This is a genomic window from Fictibacillus enclensis, from assembly GCF_001457035.1.
In the GTDB taxonomy this organism is placed as follows: domain Bacteria; phylum Bacillota; class Bacilli; order Bacillales; family Fictibacillaceae; genus Fictibacillus_C; species Fictibacillus_C enclensis.
In genome coordinates, this window is record NZ_KQ758618.1 from 881,491 (window position 1) to 899,461 (window position 17,971).

Annotated in this window: 14 protein-coding genes, 1 other RNA gene, 1 pseudogene and 1 other annotated feature; of the genes and pseudogenes, 14 read left to right on the forward strand and 2 right to left on the reverse strand. The window is 45.3% G+C overall.

Annotated elements, in window-relative coordinates; genetic code table 11:
• The first annotated feature begins 33 nt into the window (after positions 1-33).
• The 11 genes and pseudogenes from AS030_RS14810 to AS030_RS14860 all read left to right on the forward strand — a co-directional run bounded on the left by AS030_RS14810 (position 34) and on the right by AS030_RS14860 (position 13,376).
• Entirely contained in the window at positions 34-285 is a 252-nt protein-coding gene (locus tag AS030_RS14810) for a post-transcriptional regulator (RefSeq protein WP_061972636.1), read from the forward strand.
• A 208-nt stretch (positions 286-493) separates the two neighbouring features.
• Positions 494-2,690, forward strand: a pseudogene (gene secDF / locus AS030_RS14815) (protein translocase subunit SecDF).
• Between the two features lie 77 nt (positions 2,691-2,767).
• Complete coding sequence (gene recJ / locus AS030_RS14820; protein ID WP_061972637.1) at positions 2,768-5,107, forward strand: single-stranded-DNA-specific exonuclease RecJ; 2,340 nt, start codon at positions 2,768-2,770, stop codon at positions 5,105-5,107.
• A gap of 20 nt (positions 5,108-5,127) precedes the next feature.
• Positions 5,128-5,640 (forward strand): adenine phosphoribosyltransferase, encoded by a 513-nt coding sequence (locus tag AS030_RS14825; protein WP_061972638.1) that lies wholly within the window; start codon positions 5,128-5,130, stop codon positions 5,638-5,640.
• A 154-nt stretch (positions 5,641-5,794) separates the two neighbouring features.
• Positions 5,795-7,975 (forward strand): RelA/SpoT family protein, encoded by a 2,181-nt coding sequence (locus AS030_RS14830; RefSeq protein WP_061972641.1) that lies wholly within the window; start codon positions 5,795-5,797, stop codon positions 7,973-7,975.
• Positions 7,976-7,994: 19 nt separating this feature from the next.
• The gene (gene dtd, locus AS030_RS14835) at positions 7,995-8,438 is read left to right on the forward strand and encodes a D-aminoacyl-tRNA deacylase (protein ID WP_061972643.1); all 444 of its coding nucleotides are present in this window, start codon (positions 7,995-7,997) and stop codon (positions 8,436-8,438) included.
• Between the two features lie 58 nt (positions 8,439-8,496).
• The gene (locus AS030_RS14840) at positions 8,497-8,670 is read left to right on the forward strand and encodes a hypothetical protein (RefSeq protein ID WP_061972646.1); all 174 of its coding nucleotides are present in this window, start codon (positions 8,497-8,499) and stop codon (positions 8,668-8,670) included.
• 75 nt (positions 8,671-8,745) lie between these two features.
• Positions 8,746-8,981 (forward strand) — a binding site (T-box leader).
• An 86-nt stretch (positions 8,982-9,067) separates the two neighbouring features.
• The gene (gene hisS / locus AS030_RS14845; RefSeq protein WP_061972648.1) at positions 9,068-10,336 is read left to right on the forward strand and encodes a histidine--tRNA ligase; all 1,269 of its coding nucleotides are present in this window, start codon (positions 9,068-9,070) and stop codon (positions 10,334-10,336) included.
• Positions 10,337-10,350: 14 nt separating this feature from the next.
• On the forward strand, positions 10,351-12,138 hold the full coding sequence (aspS, locus tag AS030_RS14850; protein WP_061972651.1) for an aspartate--tRNA ligase: 1,788 nt from the start codon (positions 10,351-10,353) through the stop codon (positions 12,136-12,138).
• Between the two features lie 89 nt (positions 12,139-12,227).
• Positions 12,228-12,405, forward strand: a non-coding RNA gene (gene ssrS, locus AS030_RS14855) — 6S RNA.
• 203 nt (positions 12,406-12,608) lie between these two features.
• The gene (locus AS030_RS14860) at positions 12,609-13,376 is read left to right on the forward strand and encodes a tRNA threonylcarbamoyladenosine dehydratase (RefSeq protein WP_061972653.1); all 768 of its coding nucleotides are present in this window, start codon (positions 12,609-12,611) and stop codon (positions 13,374-13,376) included.
• A 29-nt stretch (positions 13,377-13,405) separates the two neighbouring features.
• Here the strand turns inward: AS030_RS14860 and AS030_RS14865 are convergent, their stop codons facing one another.
• Positions 13,406-14,140, reverse strand: coding sequence for an RsfA family transcriptional regulator (locus AS030_RS14865; RefSeq protein ID WP_061972655.1), 735 nt, complete (start codon positions 14,138-14,140; stop codon positions 13,406-13,408).
• A 116-nt stretch (positions 14,141-14,256) separates the two neighbouring features.
• Complete coding sequence (locus AS030_RS14870; protein WP_061972658.1) at positions 14,257-15,591, reverse strand: AAA family ATPase; 1,335 nt, start codon at positions 15,589-15,591, stop codon at positions 14,257-14,259.
• A gap of 147 nt (positions 15,592-15,738) precedes the next feature.
• Between AS030_RS14870 and AS030_RS14875 the strand changes: the two genes are divergently transcribed.
• The 3 genes from AS030_RS14875 to AS030_RS14885 are packed head-to-tail and all read left to right on the forward strand — an operon-like array spanning position 15,739 to position 17,963.
• Positions 15,739-16,446, forward strand: coding sequence for a YczE/YyaS/YitT family protein (locus tag AS030_RS14875; protein ID WP_061972661.1), 708 nt, complete (start codon positions 15,739-15,741; stop codon positions 16,444-16,446).
• Positions 16,379-16,798, forward strand: a complete 420-nt coding sequence (cymR, locus tag AS030_RS14880) for a cysteine metabolism transcriptional regulator CymR (RefSeq protein ID WP_061972664.1) — start codon at positions 16,379-16,381, stop codon at positions 16,796-16,798. The genes AS030_RS14875 and cymR overlap by 68 nt, the downstream gene beginning before the upstream one ends.
• A 25-nt stretch (positions 16,799-16,823) precedes the next feature.
• Positions 16,824-17,963, forward strand: a complete 1,140-nt coding sequence (locus tag AS030_RS14885) for a cysteine desulfurase family protein (RefSeq protein WP_061972667.1) — start codon at positions 16,824-16,826, stop codon at positions 17,961-17,963.
• Positions 17,964-17,971 lie beyond the last annotated feature (8 nt).

The window sequence follows — 17,971 nt, forward strand, 5'->3', positions numbered from 1 at the left end:
TTCAAAAAAGAGAAAAAACGAGGTGAAAAAACGGTGAATGCCACGTCGTTTGAAGAGTTACAAGATCAGGTAGAACCCGCGTTAAAAAGCAAAACCGAAGAATTTCACTTTCTTGGCTATGAGAGCGTCACAAGCGAAGAAATCTGGGATTGCGTCATACAAAAAGCGCAAAAGAAAAAAGTGGAAGTAAGGCTTCACGTTCTTGTAGGTTTGATTCTCAATTTATCGTTGACCGATTTTATGAATTGGCTGACGCTTGAAGCCTATAAAAGGGATGTAAAATAAGAGGCCATTGCATCGTGATGGTTTCTTTTTTTTCTGTGGGGCAGTTTTTCAGGAAAAACAGGGATTGTGTAAGTTTTTACAAAGTTCACCTTATGAAATTGACAGAAAAAAACATCAGTCGATATAATGGGGAAGGTTGGACTCATTTTACATAATGGCTTCATTTTGTTTGAAAAGCAGTGTAGCAGCATGAAGGAGGAAAGGGATAATGGTAAAAAAGAACAGGATTGCCACGTTTATATTAATCCTGGCCGCTTTTGCGGTATTAATCGGTTTCACCACACCGCAAATCGTGAAAAACATTAAACTGGGTCTTGATCTGCAAGGCGGGTTTGAGGTTCTTTATCAGGTAAAACCGGCAAAAAAAGGCCAAAAGATTGATAATGATGTGTTAAAAAGTGCTGTACAGGCATTGGATCGCAGGGTGAACGTACTCGGTGTATCAGAACCAAATATCACCATCGAGGGTAAGGACAGAATCCGTGTCCAGCTCGCAGGGGTGAAGGATCAAAACAATGCCCGTAAGCTCCTTTCCACGAAAGCACAGCTGACGTTCCGCGATGTAAACGATAAAGTTTTGCTCGACGGTTCCGACCTTAAAGGCGGCGGTTCAAAAGTTACATATAACCAGCAAAACCAGCCGATTGTCCAGCTTACGCTGAAAGACGGAGACAAGTTTGGTGAAGTAACAAAAAAAGTGATGAATATGGGGCCTGGGCAAAATCAGCTGGTCATCTGGCTCGATTATGAAAAAGGCGATTCCTATAAAGCGGAAGCCGGGAAAAAAGACCCGAAATTCATTTCTGCTCCTTCTGTAAACAGCGTTCTTGACCAAAAACAGGTTGTCATTGAAGGGCGCTTTACACAGGAAGAGGCGCAAAATTTAGCGGATATTTTAAATGCCGGAGCACTTCCGGTTAAATTGAAAGAAGTATATTCCACTTCTGTGGGGGCGAAGTTTGGGGAACAGGCGCTGCATGATACAATCTATGCGGGCTTTATTGGAGTAGCTATCATTTTCCTTTTCATGCTCCTTTATTACCGGATCCCTGGTCTTGTTGCCGTAATTACCTTAAGCATATACATTTACTTGATCCTGCTTATTTTTGACTGGATGAATGGCGTCCTGACCCTGCCGGGTATTGCAGCACTGATCCTCGGAGTTGGAATGGCTGTAGATGCCAACATTATCACGTATGAACGGATCAAGGAAGAACTAAGAAGCGGCAAGTCGGTGATGAGTGCGTTTAAAGCCGGAAACCGCAGATCATTTACCACAATCTTTGATGCGAACATCACAACAATCCTGGCCGCAGGAGTGTTATTTGCCTATGGTACAAGTTCAGTTAAAGGGTTTGCATTGGTACTTATCATTTCAGTGCTTGCCAGCTTTATCACAGCCGTGTACGGCTCCCGGGTGTTCCTTGGACTGCTGGTTAAAAGCAGATGGCTTGATAAAAAGCCAGGGTACTTCGGCGTGAAGGAGAGTGAAATCAGTGAGCTTTAATTACGACTTTGTCAAACACCGTAAGATATTCTTTATTTTCTCTTCAATTATTACCGTGCTGGGGATTGTATCTCTTTTGGTCTTTGGCTTAAACTTGGGCATTGATTATGAGAGCGGATCGAAGGCTGAAGTCCAGGCGAAGACGTCCATAAACGCAGAGGATCTTTCTGACACGCTGAACAGTGTGGGGCTGAAGCCTGAAGAGATTCCGGTGCTCGCAGGACAAAACAACCAGCGTGCGTCCGTTGCATACAACAAAGTTTTATCAAAGGATGAAATTGCAAAGTTTAAAACAACGATAAAAGACAAATATGGAACAGAACCGAGTGTGAGTACGGTATCTCCGGTGGTCGGCCGTGAATTGGCCAGAAATGCCTTGATTTCCGTGTTGATCGCTTCGGTGGGCATCATCATTTATGTCGGCCTCCGCTTTGAGTTCCTGATGGCCCTCGCTGCCATTATTGCGTTGCTGCATGATGCCTTCATGATTATTGCGGTATTCAGCTTCCTTCGTTTGGAAGTGGACCTTACGTTTATTGCGGCAGTACTGACCATTGTCGGTTATTCCATCAATGATACCATCGTTACGTTTGACCGAATCAGGGAGAACATGAAGAAGACGAGAATCAAGAACAAAGACGTTCTCGCCGGAGTGGTTCACGACAGCATCAAACAGACGCTTACCCGTTCTATCAACACAGTACTGACCGTATTGGTGGCAGCGGTGGCACTTTGGATCTTTGGAAGTGAATCCATCCGCAACTTCTCGATCGCTCTATTTATCGGTTTGATGTTCGGTATGTATTCTTCCATCTGTATCGCTTCACAGCTCTGGTTCGTTTGGAAGGCCAAACAATTAAAGAAACGAAACTTCAAGCCGGCAGACAGCCAGGCATAAAACAAACAATTTCATTATAGATTTCATTGTCACCTCTTAACCACTTTTGTATAATGAGTAGGTTAAGAGGTGATTTCATGTTACAGGCAAGAACGCGCTGGAACCTCCTGCCCGTTCCTGAAGAGCAGGCTTCTGCCTTATCTTCTGCATTAAAAATACCGGAACTGGTGGCAAAGCTGCTGGTTTCAAGAGGGATGGAGACCGTTGAAAGTGCAGAGCGCTTTTTATACAGCGGCCCGCAAGCATTTTATGACCCATTCATGCTGGATGGAATGAATGAAACAGTAAACAGGATTAAAACGGCCATAGAGCAAAATGAAAAGATTTTGATCTTTGGTGATTATGATGCGGATGGTGTCAGCAGCACATCTGTAATGGTATATACATTAAAGGCTTTGGGAGCCGATTTTGAATTTTACATACCCAACCGTTTTACAGAAGGATACGGACCGAATGAGCCTGCCCTCAGATGGGCGAGGGAGCAAGGTTTTAACCTTGTCATTACAGTGGATACAGGAATTTCGGCTGTTCACGAAGCGCAGGTCGCTAAAGAGATTGGTCTTGATTTTATCGTAACGGATCATCATGAACCGCCTCCTGTTCTTCCGGGTGCATACAGTATTGTTAATCCTAAAAAACCGGGCTGCCCATACCCGTTTAAAGGTTTGGCAGGCGTCGGCGTGGCATTTAAGGTTTCCCATGCACTTCTTGGAGAAGCACCGCTGCACCTGCTTGACATCGCCTGTATTGGCACAATTGCCGATCTGGTGCCATTAGTGGACGAGAACCGGATCATTGCCAGGGAAGGTATTAAAGCACTGGAGAGAACCACCAAAAAAGGATTAAGAGCGCTGCTTGAAGTGGCCGGATTAAAGGATACGGTTTTAAACGCAGAACATGTCGGTTTTGCGATCGGGCCCAGGGTAAATGCCGCCGGCCGGCTGGATTCCGCTGTTCCTGCAGTTGAGCTTTTTACAACAGAGGACGAAGAAGCGGCAAAGATGCTCGCATCAGAAATCGATCAATTAAACAAAACCCGCCAGTCGATCGTTTCCGAAATTACGAAAGAAGCTGTTGAGGAAGTGGAACAGAACTTCCCTCCGGAGGATAATGCGGTTCTTGTGATCGCTAAAGAAGGCTGGAACCCGGGAGTAATCGGCATCGTGGCTTCACGTTTAGTGGAGAAATTTTATCGTCCGACGATCGTGCTAAGCATTGATTCAGAAAAAGGCCTGGCCAAAGGATCAGCAAGGAGCATTGAGGGCTTTGATATGTTCGAGAATCTGTCACTGAGCCGGGATATCCTTCCTCATTTTGGAGGGCATCCAATGGCCGCTGGTATGACGCTTGCAGCAAGTGATCTGGACGAATTGAGAAGCCGACTGAACCGCCAGGGCCGGGAGCAGCTGACAGAAGAAGATTTTAAACCGGTGACGGCCATTGATCTTGAATGTTCTCTGGATGAAGTTACCATTGAAACGATCGAGCAGATGAACAAGCTTGCGCCGTTTGGGGTCAATAATCCGACACCGCGGGTCTTGATTCCCGATGTGAACATCAGTGAAATTAAAAAGATTGGCAGCCAGTCCAATCACCTGAAAATCCAATTCTCAGATGGGAAGCATAAGCTTGATGCCATCGGATTTCACAAAGGTGAATTGATGGATGAGCTGAGCTATCATTCTCCGGTATCAGCTGTCGGAGAACTGTCCATTAATGAGTGGAACGGTTACCGAAAGCCGCAGCTGATGCTCAGTGATCTTGCTGTGAGGGAATGGCAGCTGTTCGATCTCAGAGGATTAAGAGATGCACAAAAAAAATTGTTCTCTCTTCCTGAAAGCAAAGTGCTGATTATTGCGTTTGAAGAAGAGACAATGAAACACCCGGCTTTTTCGGAGCTTCAGGAGAGGATTTACCTTTATCCCCAACAAAAGGATCAAATGAATTTTGCCGGTAAATATGTTGTTTTTCTTGATGTGCCAAAAACAAGAGAAGAATTTTTTTATCTTCTTGAAAGCAATCCGGAGCCTGAACGAACCTATGTTATTTTTCATCAGGAAAATGACCAGTTCTTTTCATCTGTTCCGACGAGAGAGCAGTTCCGATGGTTTTATGCATTTTTAACTAAACGGAAGTTATTTGATGCCTCGCGACACGGGGAAGAGCTGGCCAGGCTCAAGGGATGGTCAAAAGAAGCCGTGCCTTTTATGTCAAAAGTGTTTTTTGAGCTGGACTTTGTTACAATAGAAAATGGTGTTATTACGATCAAGGATCGGCCTGAGAAAAAAGACTTGAAGCATTCAACTACATATAGGAATAAACTGGAGCAGGCTGCAATTGAAAACCAGCTCGTCTATTCTTCCTATCAGGAATTGAAAAACTGCTTCCATCAGTCAAGGAAAACCCATCAGGCATAGATACAGGAGGAAAAAAGAAAATGGACTACAAAAAATATATATCCGTGGTGGAAGATTTTCCGCTTGAAGGTATTCGATTCAAAGATATTACAACCCTGATGCAGGATGGCGAAGTGTATGCCAAAGCAGTGGATGATATCGCAGAATACGCAAAGGATCGAAATATTGATGTCATTGTGGGTCCTGAAGCAAGGGGCTTTATTGTTGGCTGCCCGGTTGCTTATAAATTGGGGCTTGGCTTTGTGCCGGTTCGAAAAGATGGAAAATTACCGCGTGAAGTGGTAAAAGTAAGTTATGGACTTGAATATGGCAAGGATGTGCTTACCATACACAAAGATGCCATTAAGCCCGGCCAAAGAGTATTGATTACGGACGACCTTCTGGCAACAGGTGGCACAATTGGTGCGACTATTGAATTGGTAGAGCAGCTTGGCGGTGTTGTTGCCGGCATTGCATTCATGATCGAACTTACGTATTTGGATGGACGCGAAAAGCTATCTGGCTATGATATCTTTACGTTAACGCAATATTAAGATAGAAAGGGTGCTCTCTGTAATGGAGTACTCTTTCTTTTTCATATAGAATTGTAAATAAAGGAAATTCGACATTTTTCGTTTTTTACTTTACAGCTTCACGTTTTTTCAAGATAATAGAAGCACTATACAATTTTGACGTTAGGTGATTTTCATGACGATAGAAGAAGTATTAAAAAATGCAGAAAGCTATCTTTCCCAGGAAGATATTGAATTCTTGCGAAAAGCTTACGAATATGCAAAGGATGCACACGAAGGCCAATTCCGCAAATCGGGAGAGCCGTACATTCAGCATCCAGTTGAAGTGGCTGGTATTCTGGTCGATCTTCAAATGGACCCAGTCACAGTGGCTGCGGGTTTTCTTCATGATGTGGTGGAAGATACACCTATAACGCTGAAGGATATCAGCGACCGGTTTAATGAAGAAGTAGCCATGCTTGTTGATGGAGTCACCAAGCTGAAGAAAATCAAGTTTAAGTCAAAAGAAGAACAGCAAGCCGAAAATCACCGAAAAATGTTCGTAGCAATGGCCCAGGATATTCGCTGTATTTTGATTAAACTAGCAGACCGCCTGCACAATATGCGCACATTGAAGCATATGCCAAAAGAGAAACAGATTCAAAAAGCAAATGAAACCCTTGAAATTTTTGCGCCCCTGGCCCACAGGCTTGGTATCTCTACCATTAAGTGGGAGCTTGAAGATGTTTCATTGCGGTATCTGAATCCACAGCAGTACTACAGGATTGTAAACCTGATGAAGCAAAAGAGAGCGGAACGTGAGCAATATGTCGAAGAAGTGATGAGTGAGATCAACAGCCGTTTGTCAGAAGTGCAGATCAAAGCTGACATTTCAGGACGGCCAAAGCACATCTACAGCATTTACAGAAAAATGGTCAAGCAGAACAAACAGTTTAATGAAATCTACGATCTGCTTGCGGTCAGGGTAATTGTACACAACATCAAAGACTGCTATGCAGCTTTGGGTATCATCCATACGGCATGGAAGCCTATGCCCGGGCGTTTCAAAGATTATATTGCGATGCCAAAAGCCAATATGTATCAATCTCTTCATACAACGGTTATCGGTCCAAAAGGCGATCCGCTTGAAGTGCAAATCCGTACCAGTGAAATGCATCGTGTGGCAGAATACGGGATTGCCGCCCACTGGGCATACAAGGAAGGCTCCAAGAAAGCCCCGGTTAACACGTTTGAAAATAAGTTAACCTGGTTCCGCGAAATTTTGGAGTGGCAGAATGATGTGGCAGATGCGGAAGAGTTCATGGAATCACTGAAAGTGGATCTTTTCTCGGATATGGTGTTTGTCTTTACTCCAAAAGGGGATGTAATTGAGCTTCCTGCAGGCTCCGTGCCGCTGGACTTTGCCTACCGGATCCATACAGAGATCGGAAACCGGTGTATAGGTGCGAAGGTCAACGGAAAAATGGTGACGCTTGATTACAAGCTGAAGACCGGCGACATTATTGAGATCATGACGAGTAAGCATTCCTACGGACCAAGTCAGGACTGGCTCAAGATTACGCAAAGCTCACACGCGAAAAATAAGATCCGGCAGTTTTTCAAACGGGAACGCCGGGAGGAGAACGTAGCCAAAGGCAAGGAATTGATAGAGAAGGAAGTTATTGGCCGCGGATTTGACCTTAAAGATGTTTTCACACAAGAAAACATTCAAACGGTTATCAGAAAGTACAATTTTTCGAACGAGGAAGATATGTATGCCGCTGTCGGATACAACGGCATAACTGGAGCCCAAATTGCAACAAGACTGACTGATAAGCTTCGCCGGAAAAAAGATCAGGAACAGGAAAACAAGCAGCTTCTTGATGTGATTTCGGAATCCAAAAGTCTGCCGGCACCCAAGAAAACCGACTCAGGCATTGTTGTCAAAGGCATTGACAACCTTCTGATCCGTCTTTCCAAATGCTGCAATCCTGTGCCGGGGGACGAAATTGTAGGCTATATTACAAAAGGCAGGGGTGTTTCCGTACATCGCATGGATTGTGTGAATGTAACGACCGGAGATGCTCAGGTCAGACTGCTGCCAGTAGAATGGGAAGGCAGCATTGAAAAACCGAAAAACTATAATGTGGATATTGAAATCAACGGGTTTGACCGCCGGGGTCTACTGAACGAGGTCCTTCATGCTGTAGGCGAAACAAAAACCAATATTACTGCTGTTTCGGGAAGATCCGACAGAAACAAGATGGCGACGATCAGTATGTCCATTTCCATACAGAATGTGAACCATCTGCAAAAGGTAGTCGAACGGATCAAACAAATTCCCGATATATACGCGGTACGCCGTGTCATGCAATAAAGAAACAAAGGAGAGCGACATGCGAATAGTTTTACAGCGGGTAACAGAGGCTTCTGTTACCGTAGACGAAAAAGTCGTGGGCCAAATTGGCCACGGCTTGTTGCTCCTTGTCGGAGTAACGCATGGAGACACAGAAAAGGATGCGGAATTTCTTGCTGAAAAAGCGGCCAATCTTCGGATTTTTGAAGATCAACAGAAAAAAATGAATCTCTCGTTGCTCGATGTCGGGGGATCTATTTTATCCGTTTCGCAATTTACCTTGTACGGTGACTGCAAAAAGGGAAGGCGGCCCAACTTTATGAATGCTGCCAAACCTGACCAGGCCAGAACGCTGTATGAGACGTTTAACGGAATGCTCAAGGAAAAAGGCATTACGGTTGAAACCGGCATTTTTGGGGCGATCATGGACGTGACGTTTACGAACAGCGGCCCTGTCACTCTGATCCTCGACAGCATGGAATAAAACTTATAAAACCTTCACCTTTTGGAAAAGCTAAAAAAAAGGTGAAAGGAAGATTTGGATGCGCAACGGAGAAAAAGGAGAACATGTACATGCCCCTGTGAATCAACTGATGGGCATTGAATTTCATGATTTTATCCAAAAGGAAGCTTCATCAAGCAATATGGAACTGGCCGAGGAATTTGGAGTTCCGCTTCGCAGCGTGATCAGCCTGCGCAAGAAGATGAGGCGATAGCCATTTTTGAAAAAATTTCGGAAAAAAATATTGACATTGTTCTTCAGGATGCGTAAGATAAATAACAATTCAATGAAATGACCAGTGACGGAGAAAAGTAGGTAAACCCCACATGGCCAGAGAGGAAGTGCCGCAGGCTGAGAGCACTTCTGCATGATGATTTAGTGAAAGACACTCCTGAGGTTTCAATTCGAACGGAAAATGAACCATACCCCAGTAGAGTTGGACGCATGCAGGCGTTACTTGCATTTGAGCGGAAGCGTATGCTTCAACCAGGGTGGCACCGCGGGTATGTAACTCCCGTCCCTATTATTATCACGATAATAATAGGGACGGGAGTTTTTTATTTTTCTAATCAAATGAAAATGAATGATGACTGATACAAGGAGGATGGGCGATGGGATATCAAATTCCAAGAGGAACACAGGATATTTTACCGGGAACCGTTGAGAAATGGCAGTATGTAGAGAACAAAGCAAGAGAGATTTGCAGCAGGTATAACTATAAGGAGATTCGGACACCAATCTTTGAACATACCGAACTCTTTTTGAGAAGTGTCGGGGACACAACGGATATTGTCCAAAAAGAGATGTATACCTTTACGGACAGAGGAGAAAGAAGCCTTACACTTCGGCCGGAGGGAACGGCAAGCGCAGTGAGATCCTATGTGGAAAACAAACTGTTTGGGCTCCCTCATCAGCCGACCAAGCTATATTATATCGGGCCGATGTTTCGCTACGAGCGGCCCCAGGCAGGTAGATACCGTCAGTTCGTTCAGTTTGGAATCGAAGCCATGGGAAGTGACGATCCATCCATCGATGCAGAAGTAATGGCGCTGGCCATGGATGTTTATAAAGAACTTGGGTTAAAACGTCTGCGTCTGGTTCTGAACACATTGGGTGATAAAGAGAGCAGGAAAGCGCACAGAGATGCGCTCGTCGCTCATTTTGAACCACGTATCGGCGAGTTTTGCCATGATTGCCAAAACCGTCTGCAAACCAATCCCCTCAGGATTCTGGACTGTAAGAAGGACCGTGATCACGAACTGATGAAGACGGCTCCTTCCATTCATGATTATCTGAATGAAGAATCAAGAAATTACTTTGAAACAGTAAAGTCGACGCTGACAGCGATGGGTATTGATTTTGTGATTGATCCGACACTTGTTCGAGGATTGGATTATTACAATCATACCGCTTTTGAGATTATGAGTGATGCAGAAGGCTTTGGTGCGATTACAACCTTAAGCGGCGGCGGCCGATACAACGGATTGGCTGAAGAAATTGGCGGACCGGCTACACCGGGAATCGGATTTGCGATGAGCCTTGAACGTTTGCTGCTGGCCCTTGATGCAGAAGGGGTTACACTTCCCATTGAAGATTCACTGGACTGCTATCTGGTCGCGATGGGAGAATCGGCAAAAGAGAAGGCACCATCCATTCTGTATCAACTCCGTAAAGCAGGCTTGAAAGCAGACAAAGACTATATGGATAAAAAAATGAAAGCCCAGTTTAAAGCCGCAGACCGGACAAACGCCAAGTTTGTTGCCGTGCTGGGTGACGATGAACTGGCCAATGGAGTCATCTCCGTGAAAGAGATGGAATCCGGTAATCAAACTGAAGTTGAGCTTGAAGAAGTAACACAATATATTTTGAAGCAAATTTGAGGAGGAGTTTCAGCATGGCAGAAAGAACGCATCATTGCGGAATATTGAATGAACAGCATGTCGGAGAGGAAGTCATCCTTAACGGATGGATGCAGAAGAGAAGAGATCTTGGAGGATTGATTTTCATTGATCTTCGCGACCGTTCGGGTCAGGTACAGGTAGTCTTCAGCCCGGAGGTGTCCAAGGAAGCGCTCGACATTGCTGAAAGAGTAAGAAGCGAATTTGTGTTGAGTGTAAAGGGGACTATTGTTTCCCGTTCGGAAGGAACCGTGAACGAGAATGTACCAACCGGCAAAATTGAAGTTTTGGGAAAAGAACTTCAAATCATTAACAGTGCCAAAACGCCTCCATTCTCCATTTCAGAGGACAATGACATCAATGAAGACGTTCGCCTGAAATACCGCTATCTTGATTTAAGAAGGCCGGCCATGCAGGATACGATGAAACTCCGCTATCGCATTACAAAAACGATTCGCGATTTTCTTGATGCTCAGGAGTTTATGGAAATTGAAACACCGATGCTGACAAAGAGTACACCTGAAGGAGCACGTGACTATCTTGTGCCAAGCCGTGTGCATCCGGGTCACTTTTATGCTCTTCCTCAGTCACCGCAACTGTTTAAACAGCTTTTGATGGTTTCTGGATTTGAACGTTACTTCCAGGTTGTCCGCTGTTTCCGTGACGAGGATTTGCGCGCAGACCGTCAGCCTGAATTTACTCAAATTGACATTGAAACATCTTTCCTCGGTCAGGAAAAACTTATGGCTATGATGGAAGAATTGATGGTACAGCTTGCTCAGGAAGTCCGCAGCTTTTCGGTTCAAACGCCGCTTCCTCGTTTAACTTATGCAGAAGCGATGGACCGCTATGGATCAGACAAACCTGACACTCGTTTTGGAATGGAGCTGCTTAACGTTTCCGAGCTCGTAAAATCATGCGGTTTTAAAGTTTTCGCTTCAACAGTGGAAGGCGGCGGAGAAGTTAAGGCGCTGAATGTAAAGGGCCAAGCAGCAAACTATTCTCGTAAGGATATTGATGTTCTCACCGATTTCGTCAAGCGGTATGGAGCCAAGGGCCTTGCGTGGCTGAAGCTGGAGGAAAACGAGCTGAAAGGCCCGATCGCCAAGTTCTTCAATGAAGAAGAACAGCAGGGATTGATTCAGGCTCTTGAAGGAGAAGCCGGGGACCTGTTCCTGTTTGTGGCTGACAGCAAGCAAGTAGTGGCCGATTCTCTTGGAGCACTTCGCTTAAAACTCGGTAAGGACTTGAACCTGATTGATGAAAGCCAGTTGAATTTCCTTTGGGTGGTAGACTTCCCGCTTGTTGAATTTGACGAAGATGCAGACCGCTATGTCGCTCTTCACCATCCATTTACGATGCCGAAGGATGAAGATCTAGAGCTCCTTGAAAGCAATCCTGGAGAGGTTCGTGCGAAGGCCTATGACTTGGTGCTGAACGGTTATGAACTTGGCGGAGGATCTCAACGTATCTATCAAAGAGACATTCAGGAGAAAATGTTCAAAACCCTCGGATTTACAGAAGAGGCTGCAAAAAAAGAGTTTGGCTTCCTCATGGATGCCTTTGAATATGGAACGCCTCCACATGGGGGAATAGCACTTGGATTGGACCGTCTCGTCATGATTCTGGCCGGTAGGAACAACCTGCGCGACACCATTGCTTTCCCGAAAACAGCAAGTGCCAGCGACCTTTTGACCAATGCTCCATCCACCGTCAGCGAGAAGCAATTAAACGAACTTCACCTGGCTGTAAAACTTGGTGAAGAAGCTGGACAAAAGGCATAGGAAAGAAGTTGACACTGTTAGAAAATTTAAATAATGAGGGTGTAGTCTCTTGTCTTACCCTATTGGATGTGATATGATTTATTCCAATAAGAGTCCTGATGTGTTCGTTAATACCGAATGTTTTGAGCCAACACTTTTTAATCGGGAGCTGGTGTTTTGACAAAGCGTGCACGCCTCCTTGCAGGGGACGCATTAATTGCCGAACAGGGCACCCACCTGCGAGAGCAGGTTCAAAACTTAGGAAGTGACGGCACAGTTGGGACTCTCATCAGCATTATTTAAAATGAATGTAAATAACAGCCCGGACGAATGTCCGGGTTTTTTGCTGTTTTTTGGCTTTGCTTATGAATAACAGTTGTACTCATTGTAAAAATGGGATATCCTTTTTAAGGACTAATGAAAGTGCGATTTTTGAACCTATAGGGGTTGTGCTGTGAAACAACTTCTTTTTATAGAAAGGAGAAAGTCAAATGTTACATCAATTTTCCAGAAATGAGCTGGCCATCGGAGAAGACGGGCTGGCTGCTTTAAAAGGAAGTGCCGTAGGGATTCTGGGCATAGGAGGGGTAGGATCATTTTCAGCCGAAGCGCTGGCAAGAGCAGGTATCGGCAAACTGATTCTCGTAGACAAAGATGTAGTGGATATCACTAATGTGAACCGGCAGATCCATGCGTTGCTCTCCACGGTGGGCCAATCGAAAGTAGAGCTTATGAAACAGAGGATTGCAGATATTAATCCGGAGTGCGAAGTTATCGCACTTGAAATGTTCTATACTGAAGAAACGTACGAACAATTTTTTGACCATGATTTGGATTTTGTTGTGGATGCTTCAGATACGATTACGTACAAAGTTCATCTCGCCAAAGAGTGCCTGAATCGAAAAATACCGATCATTGCGAGTATGGGTGTGGCCAACAAGCTGGATCCAACACGGCTTCGCATCACCGATATTTCCAAAACCAGCTATGATCCAATCGCCAGGGTGGTGCGTCAGCGCCTTCGAAAAGAAGGAATCCATAAGGGAGTCACTGTTGTGTTCTCGGATGAAATTCCTGTTCAGATCAGAGAAGAAATCCGGGAGAAAATTGTGCCGGAAAATGCGCCGGGAATCAGGAAGGCAAAAATGCCTCCATCCTCAAACTCCTTTGTTCCGTCGGTTTCCGGATTGTTTATGGCCGGACATGTTGTAAACACCTTACTTGAAAGCCATCAAATCAAGATTAACCGAATGCATTAAAAAAAGAAGGGCTCACATGAGTCCTTCTTTTATTTTGCAAGTTTTTCCAAGTTTCCGTTCTTATCCATGCGGAAGCTTTGGTTGTCGCCGGCATCATCCTGCAGGAGAACCATTCTTCGGGCACGATCCATGATTTCCAGGAGTGCCTGGTAGTCTTCTTTCATTCCAGCGAATTCTTTTTCAAGTGTGTTCAGCTGCGACGACAATTTTTGGTTTTGGTGAAAAAGGTCCTCATTCTGGCGCTTCAGGGCTGTATTTTCATCCTCTATACGCCCGCTGGCAAGACCGTTACGGTTAATATCAGAAAGATAACGAATAACTTCATCAAGCGTTAATGACTGTTCTTGAGATTGATAGGTTGTTTGAACCTCAGGAACAACCGGCTGATAGGATGGTTCCTGCAAGGAACTTTGTATAGCCGGAGCCGTATACGGCGTTTTAAAGAACTCTTCAGGATGATATACTTCATCATCCGCAGGCTTTGGCGGTTTAACGATGGTCTTCGGCTTGTTTTGCTGTCCCTTGGCAAGGGCTCTCTGTCGTTCCTTACGCTGTTTTTTTGCAATCTTTAACGCTTGTTCGTATTTTTTACGGACAATGGCATTCCAGCGAAAGCCGACAGCAGCGCTTGTGCGTTCAAGTTTATCGCCAACCTCTTCAAAGGCATGAAGCTGTGTGCTGCCTTCTCGGACATGGCGCAATACCGTCTCGGCAAGCAGAAGATCATCTTCCTCTGACCAGGCGTCCTGTCTTATTTTCATCATATATATCCTCTCCTTGAATCATAAAGTACGAGTTTATGTTTTCATTTTGAGCAAAAGAAGAGGATTCTATACGTCATTTCAAAAATTTGCTAGTTTGCCTTAACAGAGTGATAGATTTAGGTTTCTTTGCGCTTCCGGTCATTAAAATAATCAAGCCGCTTCTGAATATTTTTTTCAAACCCTCTTGGTGTGGGATCATAAAATTTCTTGTTCTTTAAATGGTCAGGCAAGTATTGCTGGACCACATATCCGTCCGGGTAGTTATGAGGGTATTTATATTCCTTGCCATGTCCAAGCTCGCTCGCACCCTTGTAATGGGCATCACGCAGGTGGATGGGAACCTGGCCGCTCTTTTCATTTTTAACAGCTTGCATGGCTTTATCGATCCCCATGATGACCGTATTGCTCTTGGGAGCTGTTGCAAGGTAAACAACGGCTTCCGCCAAAGGGATGCGTGCTTCGGGCATTCCGACAAAATCCACTGCGTAGGCTGCAGCCTGTGCAACGAGAAGAGCGTTTGGATCTGCGAGTCCGATATCTTCTGCTGCATGAACGTAGATTCTTCGGGCGATAAATCTTGGATCTTCGCCTGCATAGATCATTTTGGCCAGCCAATAAAGGGCGGCATCCGGGTCAGAACCCCGGATACTCTTGATGAATGCCGAAATCGTATCGTAATGATTATCGCCCTTCTTGTCATACTGCAGCACGCGCTGCTGAATGCTTTCTTCCGCGATCCCGAGGGTGATGCGGATTTTCCCTGATGAATCGGGTTTGGTGGTGAGTACGGCCAGTTCCAGTGCATTCAAGGCGGTCCTTGCATCACCATTTGCGACAGAGACAAGATGGGAGAGGGCGTCTTCCTCGAACTCAATGTTGTATTTTCCGTAGCCCCTCTCGGTATTTTCGAGTGTCCGGAGAAGAACGTTGCGGATATGGTCATCGGTCAGGTGTTCAAACCGGAACAGCCTTGACCTGGACAGCAGGGCGGGATTGATTTCGAACATGGGGCTCTCTGTGGTGGCGCCGATCAGAATGACAGTGCCATCTTCCACAAAGGGAAGCAGCGCATCCTGCTGGCTTTTATTGAACCGGTGAATTTCATCGATGAACAGAACTGTTTTCTTCTCGTCCATGACCAGCCGTTCTTTGGCTTCCCCGGTTACCCGTTTGATGTCTGCCACTCCTGATGTAACAGCATTCAACTGCTCGAAGAAGGCAGATGTGGAATTGGCAATGATTTTGGCCAGCGTGGTTTTGCCAGTGCCTGGTGGGCCAAAAAATATCATGGGTGTCAGCTGATCCGCTTCAATGGCCCGCCGCAGTAGTTTCCCTTCGCCAACAATATGGGATTGTCCGATAAATTCCTGTATGGATCGGGGGCGCATCCGGCTTGCAAGCGGCCCCATGGTTTTATTTTCATAAGATTGATGGTCACTGAATAAATCCATAATTTCCTCCTGTACTAATGAACCTTAACCCGTTATGACTGGTAACCAAAAGGTACTATACCGGTCATTTGAATGCAAGAATTAGCTTTTTCGTGCTATAATAGTTTGGGTTTATGTGCAAAAATGGACAAACGGAAGGAAATACTAATGAAAATAGTTAATCCCGATGCAAAGCCTTTCTTTGTCAAATGGTTCGTATTTTTTATGGGACTCGTTCTCTTGTCATTTGGCGTCTCGCTGATGATTAAAGCCAACCTCGGAAGCGCGCCCTGGGACGTTTTACATATTGGTTTGTATCATCAATTCGGATTGTCGATTGGCACCTGGTCCATCATAATGGGGTTCCTGATTCTTGGAGCTACTTCCTGGCTAACGAAAAAATGGCCGCAGGTGGGCGCTTTTCTTAACATGATTTTTGTTGGGATTTTTATTGATATCTTTATGGCTATTCCCTTCTTCAAAACACCCGAGTCGGTCATTGGCGCGATTGCCATGCTTGCGGCAGGCCTTGTTATCAATGGGTTTGGAATGGGATTTTACATCGCATGCGATTGTGGTGCCGGTCCCCGTGACAGCTTAATGCTGGCATTAACGGAGAAAACGGGAAAGAAAATTTCACATATCCGGCTGGCGATGGAACTATTTGTTTTAACCGGAGGTTGGCTGCTTAAAGGGCCGATTTCACTTGGAACCATACTGTTTTGTGTCACGATCGGGAGCATTGTAGGATTTACACTTCCGGTTTGCAGAAAAATCGTTAATTATTGGATAGAACGGAGCGTGTATTATGAAAATCTCAACAAAAGGACGATACGGGTTAACCATCATGATGGCTTTGGCAAAAAAGCAAGGTGAAGGGCCGATTGCTTTAAAATTGATCGCAAAAGAGCATAATTTGTCTGAGCATTATTTGGAACAGCTGATCTCTCCGCTTCGAAACGCGGGTTTAGTTAAAAGCATCAGGGGAGCTTACGGCGGCTACATTCTGGCTCAGGATGCCAAAGAAATTACGGCAGGTGACATTATCCGTGTGCTTGAAGGCCCGATTACCCCGGTGGAACTGATGGATGATGAAGAGCCGGCAAAGCGGGATCTCTGGATAAAAATCCGCGATGCCGTCAAGGATGTTCTTGATAATACAACCCTGGATGATTTGGCAAACTATGAGGGAGATGCCAGCCAGGATGCATACATGTTTTATATCTAGTCAACTAAGAAAGAAGGTGGTCTAAATGGACCTTATATATGTAGACCATGCCGCCACTTCTCCGATTCACCCCGAAGTGGTTCAGGAAATGATGCCTTATTTTACGGAGTACTTTGGAAATCCTTCAAGCATTCACCAGTTTGGCAGAAAAACACGCCAGCTTCTGGATGAAGCAAGAAGAACGGCTGCGAAAAGTATTGGTGCAGCATCCAATCAGATCATGTTTACAAGCGGCGGAACCGAGGCGGATAACGCGGCCATTTTCGGGGTTGCCTATGCCAACAAGGAACGCGGCAACCATATTATTACTACTCAAATTGAGCATCATGCCGTGCTTCATGCATGTGAGGAACTGGAGCGGCAGGGCTTTGAGGTAACGTACCTTCCCGTTGATGAAAAGGGAAGGATTTCATTTCAGGATGTGAAGGACGCACTGCGTGAGGATACCGTGCTCGTCACGATCATGTATGGCAATAACGAGGTAGGTACGGTTCAGGATATCCCGGCCATTGGGGAACTTCTTGAAGGCCATCAGGCCTATTTTCATACCGATGCGGTTCAGGCATATGGCGTTCTGCCACTGAATGTGGATGAGCTGAAGGTTGATCTGCTCAGCATATCAGGACATAAAATCAATGGCCCAAAGGGGACCGGTTTTCTTTATATCAGGGAAGGCGTCGCGATTGCACCTTCATCCTTCGGCGGAGAACAAGAGCGGAAACGCAGAGCAGGAACAGAAAACGTGGCAGGGATTGCCGGCCTGGCAAAGGCTATTTCTATTATGATGGAACAAGGTGCAGAGAAAGCTGCTGCATATCTGGCGTATAAGGAAGCAATGATTGCAATTTTAATAAAAGAAGACATTAATTTTCAGGTCAATGGCGATCCGGAGCATGGACTGCCTCATATTTTGAATGTCAGCTTTCCTGGCGTGAAAACAGAAGTGATGCTTGTTAATCTTGACCTCGCGGGAATTGCAGCATCGAGCGGTTCAGCCTGTACTGCAGGTTCGGTGGAGCCGTCCCATGTTCTTACGGCGATGTTTGGGAAGACAGAGCGGACAAAGAATTCGATCCGTTTCAGCTTTGGTTTAAACAATACGATGGAGCAAATTGAGAAAACAGCGTACGAGACAGCAAAAATAGTGAAACGCCTGCAAAAATGAGGTACACT

Coding starts and splice junctions, on each gene's coding strand:
- aspS (WP_061972651.1), top strand. CDS start 10,351: ATGGCAGAAAGAACGCATCATTGCGGAATATTGAATGAACAGCATGTC.
- dtd (WP_061972643.1), top strand. CDS start 7,995: ATGCGAATAGTTTTACAGCGGGTAACAGAGGCTTCTGTTACCGTAGAC.
- AS030_RS14875 (WP_061972661.1), top strand. CDS start 15,739: ATGAAAATAGTTAATCCCGATGCAAAGCCTTTCTTTGTCAAATGGTTC.
- AS030_RS14840 (WP_061972646.1), top strand. CDS start 8,497: ATGCGCAACGGAGAAAAAGGAGAACATGTACATGCCCCTGTGAATCAA.
- AS030_RS14870 (WP_061972658.1), bottom strand. CDS start 15,591: ATGGATTTATTCAGTGACCATCAATCTTATGAAAATAAAACCATGGGG.
- recJ (WP_061972637.1), top strand. CDS start 2,768: ATGTTACAGGCAAGAACGCGCTGGAACCTCCTGCCCGTTCCTGAAGAG.
- AS030_RS14865 (WP_061972655.1), bottom strand. CDS start 14,140: ATGATGAAAATAAGACAGGACGCCTGGTCAGAGGAAGATGATCTTCTG.
- AS030_RS14860 (WP_061972653.1), top strand. CDS start 12,609: ATGTTACATCAATTTTCCAGAAATGAGCTGGCCATCGGAGAAGACGGG.
- cymR (WP_061972664.1), top strand. CDS start 16,379: ATGAAAATCTCAACAAAAGGACGATACGGGTTAACCATCATGATGGCT.
- AS030_RS14885 (WP_061972667.1), top strand. CDS start 16,824: ATGGACCTTATATATGTAGACCATGCCGCCACTTCTCCGATTCACCCC.
- AS030_RS14825 (WP_061972638.1), top strand. CDS start 5,128: ATGGACTACAAAAAATATATATCCGTGGTGGAAGATTTTCCGCTTGAA.
- AS030_RS14830 (WP_061972641.1), top strand. CDS start 5,795: ATGACGATAGAAGAAGTATTAAAAAATGCAGAAAGCTATCTTTCCCAG.
- hisS (WP_061972648.1), top strand. CDS start 9,068: ATGGGATATCAAATTCCAAGAGGAACACAGGATATTTTACCGGGAACC.